The organism is Pseudomonas sp. NPDC089554 (assembly GCF_050280645.1).
Taxonomy (GTDB): domain Bacteria; phylum Pseudomonadota; class Gammaproteobacteria; order Pseudomonadales; family Pseudomonadaceae; genus Aquipseudomonas.
Window position 1 is genome coordinate 79,387 of record NZ_JBNNVR010000012.1, and the last position, 6,897, is coordinate 86,283.

The following is a 6,897-nucleotide window of genomic DNA, read 5'->3' on the forward strand; positions in this document are numbered from 1 at the left end:
CCTTACATGATCGCTTGCCTGCGGCTGCTCACAGCCCTCTGTCTCGCTGCCCTGCTGGCAGCCTGCGCCAGCTCGCCCTCATCCAGCCTGGGCGAACTGCCACGCACCCCGGACGCCAGCATCGAGCAACTGCTCGAGAAGGCGGCTTCCAGCAAGTCCGCCGAAGACGCTGCGCTGCTGCGCCTGAGCGCGGCCGACATGGCCTTCCGGCAGAAGGACTACCCACGCGCCGCACGCATCCTCGAACAGGCTCCCCTGGAGTCGCTCAAGCCTGCCCAGCAGGTGTTCGCCAGCACCCTGGCTGCGGAGTTGGCCATGAGCCGCAACCAGCCCAAGGCAGCCTTGAGCGTCTTGTCCCACCCAAGCTTGCAGCGGGTCGGCGAGTTGCCGACCGAGCAGCAAGTGCGCACCTACAGCGTGCACGCAGCAGCGCTTGAAGCCGACGGCCAGGCCCTGGCCGCCGCCCAGCAGCGTGTGCTGCTGGCACCGCTGCTCAGCGATCAGGCTGCCAGCGCCAACAACGATGCGATCTGGTCCCTGGTCGCCTCGTTGCCTGCCGAGCAGTTGCGCCAGCCCACCAGCGACCAGACCCTGGCCGGCTGGACCAGCCTGGCCCTGGCCGTGAAAAGCGCCGGCACCCTCGAGCAGCAACAAGCAGCCATCGACACCTGGCGCAGCCAGCACCCTGACCATCCAGCAGCCAAGCAATTGCCCCAGGCACTGGTCAAGCTCAAGGAGCTGGCCAGCCAGCCGCTGACCAAGATTGCCCTGCTGCTGCCCCAGGAAGGCCCGCTGGCCGGTGTCGCCCGCGCCCTGCGCGACGGTTTCATGGCCGCCCACTTCCAAGCCCAGCAGGCAGGCCAGCAGGCACCCGCCGTACAAGTGTTCGACAGCTCGCGCCTGACCTCGCTGGATGACTTCTACCGCCAGGCCCAGGCCGCCGGGGTACAACTGGTGATCGGCCCACTGGAAAAGCCCCTGGTGAAAAAACTGGCCGACTACCCGCAGCTGCCTATCACCACCCTCGCCCTGAACTACGCCGAAGCCGGCCAGACAACGCCGCCGCAACTGTTCCAATTCGGCCTTGCCGCCGAAGACGAAGCACGCGAGGTGTCCCGCCGCGCCCGTGCCGACGGCCTGGTCCGTGCCGTTGCTTTGGTGCCGAGTGGTGAATGGGGTGACCGCGTGCTGGCCGCCTTCCGCCAGGACTGGGAAGCCAACGGCGGCACCCTGCTGGCCGCCGAGCGCATCGCCCAACCGGTCGCCCTGGCCCAACAGATCGCCGACCTGTTCCAGCTGCGCCAAAGCGAAGGCCGCGCCAAGAGCCTGCAAAGCACTGTAGGCGGCAACATCGACGCACAACCGTCACGCCGCCAGGACATCGACTTCATCTTCCTCGCAGCCACCCCGCAGCAGGCCCAGCAGATCAAGCCGACCCTGAACTTCCAGTACGCAGGCGACGTACCGGTGTACGCCACCTCCAACCTGTACAGCGCCAGCGGTGACGTGAACCAGTACAACGACATGAACGGCATCCGCTTCTGCGAAACCCCGTGGCTGCTGGACAACACCAACAGCCTGCGCCAGCAGGTGGTGCAACAGTGGCCACAGGCTGCCGGCAGCCTGGGTCGCCTGTACGCCATGGGTGTCGATGCCTATAGCCTCGCGCCGCGCCTGGGCCAGCTCAAGGCACTGCCCGACAACCGCATCGAAGGCCTGTCCGGCAGCCTGACCATGAGCCCCAGCCAGCGCATCGAGCGCCAACTGCCCTGGGCAGAGTTCGCAGGCGGCCAGGTCAAGCGCCTGCCGGACACTCCGCGCTGATGCCCCAAGCATCGCCCTGCACGGCCGGACAAGCGGCAGAAGAGCAAGCCCTCGAACACCTGCGAGGGCAAGGCCTGCAGTTGCTGGCCCGGAATTGGCGATGCAAGGGTGGCGAGCTTGATCTGGTCATGCTCGACACCGATACAGTAGTATTCGTCGAAGTCCGCTACCGGCTGCACGCGGACTTCGGTGGCGCCCTCGGCAGTATCGATGAGCGCAAGCAGAAACGCCTGGTGCTCGCTGCCAGCCTGTTCCTGCAGAAGGAGGCCCGCTGGGCCGATTACCCCTGCCGCTTCGACGTTGTCGCCCTGCAAGGCAGCCAACATGCAGGCCGACCGTTTCAATGGCTAAAAAACGCCTTCGAATGCTGAACCCATTCCGTTTTCATTGCTCTATGTTTCGCGGGCTGGCCCCTGTCGCGCGTCGCGCAGGCCTCCGCCGCACTTAAGGTCTCACCAGATGGACATGCAATCCCGAATTCGCCGGCTATTCCAGGCCAGCATCGACACCAAGCAGCAAGCGATGGACACCCTGGCGCCGCACATCGAGCAGGCCAGCCTGGTCATGGTCGGCGCCTTGCTCAACGAAGGCAAGATGCTCGCCTGTGGCAACGGCGGCTCGGCCGGCGATGCCCAGCATTTTTCTTCGGAACTGCTCAACCGCTTCGAGCGTGAGCGCCCGAGCCTGCCGGCCATCGCCTTGACCACCGACAGCTCGACCCTCACCTCGATCGCCAACGACTACAGCTACAACGAAGTATTCTCCAAGCAGATCCGCGCCCTGGGCCAGCCCGGCGACGTACTGCTGGCAATCTCCACCAGCGGTAACTCGGCCAACGTGATTCAGGCGATCCAGGCCGCACATGATCGAGAAATGATTGTCGTAGCATTGACCGGGCGCGATGGCGGCGGCATGGCCTCGCTGCTGCTGCCGGAGGACGTGGAAATCCGCGTCCCCTCGACGGTCACTGCGCGTATCCAGGAAGTCCACCTGCTGGCGATCCACTGCCTGTGCGATCTGATCGACAGCCAACTGTTCGGGAGTGAAGAATGATCCCCAAGCGTTTTGGCCTGATGGCCCTGACCCTGTGCCTGACCCTCTCGGGTTGCAGCTCGGTATTGACCTCGACCCGTGACAACCCGATCGAGGACGATCGCGGCACCCGCACCATCGGCAGCAAGATCGACGACTCGCTGATCGAAACCAAGGTTTCGGTCAACATCGCCAAGGCAAACCCCGACCTCGACAAGGGTTCGCACATCGTCGTCAGCAGCTACAACGGCATCGTGCTGCTCGCAGGCCAAACCCCGCGCGCCGACCTCAAGAGCCTCGCCGAGCAGACCGCCGGCCAGGTCCAGCGGGTCAAGAAAGTACACAATGAGCTGCAGGTGATGCAGCCCTCCTCCATTCTGGCGCGCAACAACGACGCCTGGCTGACCACCAAGATCAAGGCCCAGATGCTGGGCGACGCCAACGTGCCCGGCTCACGCATCAAGGTGATCACCGAAAACGGTATCGTCTACCTGCTGGGCCTGGTCACCCAACGCGAGGCCAATGCGGCCACCGCCGTGGTGCAGAGCGTCTCTGGCGTGCAGAAGATCGTCAAACTGTACGAGTACATCGACTAAAACCCACTGCTCCACTTTCACTGCTCCAGGAAGCCCCCATGAAGAAGCACTTGCTGTCCGCCCTCGCTGTTGCCACCTTCGCCACCCTGGCAGGCTGCTCCACCCCAAGCGTGATCACCCTGAACGACGGCCGCGAACTGCAAACCACCGACACGCCGGAATTTGACCGCACCTCCGGTTTCTATGAGTTCGAGCAGCTGGATGGCAAGCCGACCCGCGTCAACAAAGACCAGGTTCGCACTATCAAAGAGCTGTAAACCTCGGTCGAGTGCCCACGAAAAAGGCGATCCATTCGGATCGCCTTTTTCGTTACTTGACCACCTTGAGGCTGGGCCGACCACTGGGGCGCGGCGGCTGGCCACCCCCTTCGGGTGGGCCGTCCTCACCCTGCTCGATACTCTCGTCTTCCAACTCATCCACTGCTTCCATCAGCGGCGGCTCCAGCTCGAAGACCATGCCCTGGCCATTTTCCCGGGCATAGATCCCCAGGATGGCACCCGCCGGCACGAACAACGAATGCGACACGCCACCGAAGCGACCTTCGAAACTGACCGCTTCGTTGTCCATGTGCAGGTTACGCACGGCGCTGGGGGAAATATTCAGGACGATCTGACCATCGCTGGCAAAGCCCTGGGGCACCTGGACTGCCGGGTATTCAGCATTGACCAGCATGTGTGGGGTGCAATCGTTGTCGACGATCCACTCGTACAGCGCTCTTACCAGATAGGGGCGACTGGAGTTCATCAACGGGCTCCTTAAACCTTACGCATTTCACGTTCCGCAGCAGACAGGCTCGCCTGGAAAGGCTCGCGAGCGAACTGTCGCTCCATGTAATCCAGCAGCGGCTTGGCTTGCCGCGGCAATTCGATACCCAATACCGGCAAACGCCAGAGTATGGGCAATAGACAACAGTCGACCAGACTTTGCTCCTCACTCATGAAACAAGGAAACTCCCCGAACAATGGGGAGACACCGGTCAGGCTTTCACGCAGAGCCTTGCGAGCCTCCGCCCGCGCCGGCTCGGCAGTACGCGTATCGACAATGCGGTCGACCAGCGCACACCAGTCTCGCTGGATGCGGTACATCAGCAGGCGGCTGTTGCCACGCGCTACCGGGTACACCGGCATCAGCGGCGGGTGAGGATAACGCTCCTCGAGGTATTCCATCACCACGGTCGATTCGTACAACGCCAGGTCGCGGTCGACCAGGGTTGGCACGCTGCCATAGGGATTCACTTCGATCAGCTTGGGTGGCAGGCGATCGGCGGCAACGTCGATGATCTGCACACTGACACCCTTCTCGGCGAGAACAAGGCGTACCCGATGAGAATAATGGTCAGCGGGGTCGGAATAGCAGGCTAACCTGTTGGTCGCGCCCATGTAGCTCCTCCTCGCATGGGAATGCTTGTAATACTGCAAATGCAAACGCGCCCTGGGTGCTCCCCCGCCATTGCGAAGGAGCCCCCAGGGCGCGTTCAACTACCAGAAACTACTGCGTGATCAGTGCACGTCCTTCCAGTATTCGCGCTTGAGCAAATAGGCGAACACGAAGAAGAAAGCCAGGTACAGCAACACATAGGTACCGATGCGCTGGCTTTCCAGTTTGACCGGGTTGGCCGAATAGGCCAGGAAGGTCACCAGGTTCTTGACCTTCTCGTCGAACTGCTCAGGCGTCAGGGTACCGGATTTCGGCTCGATGGTCAGCTGGTCACAGGCCTCATGGGTCAATGGGCTGCCGGTCAGCGGGTCGTACTGCTTCTTGCCATCGACCACGGTTTGCACCTGCTTGCAGCCAATCACCTGGTTGCCTTGCAGGCCGACCAGCACGTTAGGCATGCCGACGTTCGGGAAGACCTTGTTGTTCACCCCGTAAGGGCGCGACTTGTCTTCATAGAAGCTGCGCAGGTAGCTGTACAGCCAATCGTTGCCACGCACCCGGGCGACCAACGTGAGGTCTGGCGGCGCGGCGCCGAACCAGGTCTTGGCATCATCGGCCTGCATGCCGATCTTCATGTGGTCGCCAATCTTGGCGCCGGTGAATACCAGCTTCTCGAGCATCAGCTCGTGGGGAATGCCCAGGTCGTCGGCCACCCGCTCGTAACGCTGGAACTTGGCGCTGTGACACCCCATGCAATAGTTGGCGAAGGTACGCGCGCCGTCCTGCATGGCGGCCTTGTCGGTGAGGTCGATATCGACCTTGTCCAGTACTGCACCCGCACCTGCGGCGAAGGACAGGCTGGGCATGATTGCCAGGCAAAATACTGCAATAAGCTTTTTCATCAGCCAGTCACCCTTTCCGGAACCGGTTTGGTCTTCTCCATCCTTGTGTAGAACGGCATCAGGAGGAAGTAGGCGAAATACAGCACGGTGCAGACCTGCGACAGCAGGGTCCGCCCCGGCGTAGGCGCCAGCACGCCGAGTACGCCCAGGATGACGAAGGACACACAGAACACCAGCAGCCAGACCTTGCTCAGCCAGCCTTTGTAGCGCATCGAGCGCACCGGGCTGCGGTCGAGCCAGGGCAACACGAACAGCACCGCGATCGCCGCCCCCATGGCGATGACCCCAAGCAGCTTGTCGGGCACCGCGCGCAAGATCGCGTAGAACGGCGTGAAGTACCAGACCGGCGCGATGTGCTCAGGCGTCTTGAAGGCGTTGGCCTGCTCGAAGTTTGGTTTTTCCAGGAAATAGCCGCCCATTTCGGGGAAGAAGAACACCACGGCACAGAACACGAAGAGGAACACCACCACCCCGACAATGTCCTTGACGGTGTAGTACGGGTGGAAGGGAATGCCGTCCAGTGGGATGCCGTTCTCGTCCTTTTTCTTCTTGATGTCCACACCATCCGGGTTGTTCGAACCCACTTCGTGCAGGGCCAGGATGTGCAGCACCACCAAGCCCAGGATCACGATCGGCAGGGCGATGACATGCAGGGCGAAGAAGCGGTTCAGGGTAATCCCGGAGATCAGGTAGTCGCCGCGGATCCACTGGGTCAGGTCATCGCCGATTACTGGAATGGCGCCGAACAGCGAGATGATCACCTGGGCCCCCCAGTAGGACATCTGGCCCCACGGGAGCAGGTAGCCCATGAAGGCCTCGGCCATCAACGCCAGGTAGATCAGCATGCCGAACAGCCACACCAGCTCGCGTGGCTTCTGGTACGAGCCGTAGAGCAGCCCGCGGAACATGTGCAGGTAGACCACCACGAAGAATGCCGAGGCCCCGGTGGAATGCAGGTAGCGCAGGATCCAGCCATACTCGACGTCGCGCATGATGTACTCGACCGAGGCGAACGCCTCCTCAGCCGAAGGCGTGAAACTCATGGTCAGCCACACACCGGTGACGATCTGGTTGACGATGTCCGGCTGCTGGATCAGCGCCAGGGCCAGGTTGGTCTGCGGGCCGAGCATGGCGAGGGTGACGCTGTGCGGCTCGGCGTTGGCGAG

The 6,897-nt window shown here is 62.5% G+C and carries 9 protein-coding genes; 5 read left to right on the forward strand and 4 right to left on the reverse strand.

Going from position 1 to position 6,897, the window contains the following annotated elements; translation table 11 throughout:
* Nucleotides 1–6 precede the first annotated feature (6 nt).
* From ACQKPE_RS06205 to ACQKPE_RS06225, 5 genes are all read left to right on the forward strand, one after another.
* On the forward strand, nt 7–1,824 hold the full coding sequence (locus tag ACQKPE_RS06205; RefSeq protein WP_427664137.1) for a penicillin-binding protein activator: 1,818 nt from the start codon (nt 7–9) through the stop codon (nt 1,822–1,824).
* Entirely contained in the window at nt 1,824–2,195 is a 372-nt protein-coding gene (locus tag ACQKPE_RS06210) for a YraN family protein (protein ID WP_427664139.1), read from the forward strand. The genes ACQKPE_RS06205 and ACQKPE_RS06210 overlap by 1 nt, the downstream gene beginning before the upstream one ends.
* 88 nt (nt 2,196–2,283) lie before the next feature.
* Nucleotides 2,284–2,877, forward strand: coding sequence for a phosphoheptose isomerase (locus ACQKPE_RS06215; protein WP_375101124.1), 594 nt, complete (start codon nt 2,284–2,286; stop codon nt 2,875–2,877).
* The gene (locus ACQKPE_RS06220) at nt 2,874–3,452 is read left to right on the forward strand and encodes a BON domain-containing protein (protein ID WP_427664140.1); all 579 of its coding nucleotides are present in this window, start codon (nt 2,874–2,876) and stop codon (nt 3,450–3,452) included. The genes ACQKPE_RS06215 and ACQKPE_RS06220 overlap by 4 nt, the downstream gene beginning before the upstream one ends.
* Before the next feature lie 38 nt (nt 3,453–3,490).
* Nucleotides 3,491–3,709 (forward strand): YgdI/YgdR family lipoprotein, encoded by a 219-nt coding sequence (locus tag ACQKPE_RS06225; protein WP_427664142.1) that lies wholly within the window; start codon nt 3,491–3,493, stop codon nt 3,707–3,709.
* A gap of 52 nt (nt 3,710–3,761) precedes the next feature.
* Here ACQKPE_RS06225 and ACQKPE_RS06230 read toward each other — a convergent pair whose 3' ends face one another.
* The 4 genes from ACQKPE_RS06230 to ACQKPE_RS06245 all read right to left on the reverse strand — a co-directional run.
* Complete coding sequence (locus ACQKPE_RS06230; RefSeq protein WP_427664144.1) at nt 3,762–4,196, reverse strand: ClpXP protease specificity-enhancing factor; 435 nt, start codon at nt 4,194–4,196, stop codon at nt 3,762–3,764.
* Between the two features lie 11 nt (nt 4,197–4,207).
* A complete protein-coding gene (locus ACQKPE_RS06235; RefSeq protein WP_427664145.1) occupies nt 4,208–4,831 on the reverse strand; it encodes a glutathione S-transferase N-terminal domain-containing protein in 624 nt (207 codons plus the stop codon).
* 120 nt (nt 4,832–4,951) lie between these two features.
* Nucleotides 4,952–5,731, reverse strand: a complete 780-nt coding sequence (locus ACQKPE_RS06240) for a cytochrome c1 (protein WP_427664147.1) — start codon at nt 5,729–5,731, stop codon at nt 4,952–4,954.
* On the reverse strand, nt 5,731–6,897 hold a 1,167-nt coding region (locus ACQKPE_RS06245), incomplete at its 5' end, for a cytochrome b N-terminal domain-containing protein (RefSeq protein WP_427664149.1). The genes ACQKPE_RS06245 and ACQKPE_RS06240, both read right to left, overlap by 1 nt.

What these genes read in the sequence shown, in the direction of transcription:
- ACQKPE_RS06240 (WP_427664147.1), bottom strand. Translation starts at nt 5,731, where the DNA reads ATGAAAAAGCTTATTGCAGTATTTTGCCTGGCAATCATGCCCAGCCTG.
- ACQKPE_RS06215 (WP_375101124.1), top strand. Translation starts at nt 2,284, where the DNA reads ATGGACATGCAATCCCGAATTCGCCGGCTATTCCAGGCCAGCATCGAC.
- ACQKPE_RS06225 (WP_427664142.1), top strand. Translation starts at nt 3,491, where the DNA reads ATGAAGAAGCACTTGCTGTCCGCCCTCGCTGTTGCCACCTTCGCCACC.
- ACQKPE_RS06205 (WP_427664137.1), top strand. Translation starts at nt 7, where the DNA reads ATGATCGCTTGCCTGCGGCTGCTCACAGCCCTCTGTCTCGCTGCCCTG.
- ACQKPE_RS06210 (WP_427664139.1), top strand. Translation starts at nt 1,824, where the DNA reads ATGCCCCAAGCATCGCCCTGCACGGCCGGACAAGCGGCAGAAGAGCAA.
- ACQKPE_RS06220 (WP_427664140.1), top strand. Translation starts at nt 2,874, where the DNA reads ATGATCCCCAAGCGTTTTGGCCTGATGGCCCTGACCCTGTGCCTGACC.
- ACQKPE_RS06235 (WP_427664145.1), bottom strand. Translation starts at nt 4,831, where the DNA reads ATGGGCGCGACCAACAGGTTAGCCTGCTATTCCGACCCCGCTGACCAT.
- ACQKPE_RS06230 (WP_427664144.1), bottom strand. Translation starts at nt 4,196, where the DNA reads ATGAACTCCAGTCGCCCCTATCTGGTAAGAGCGCTGTACGAGTGGATC.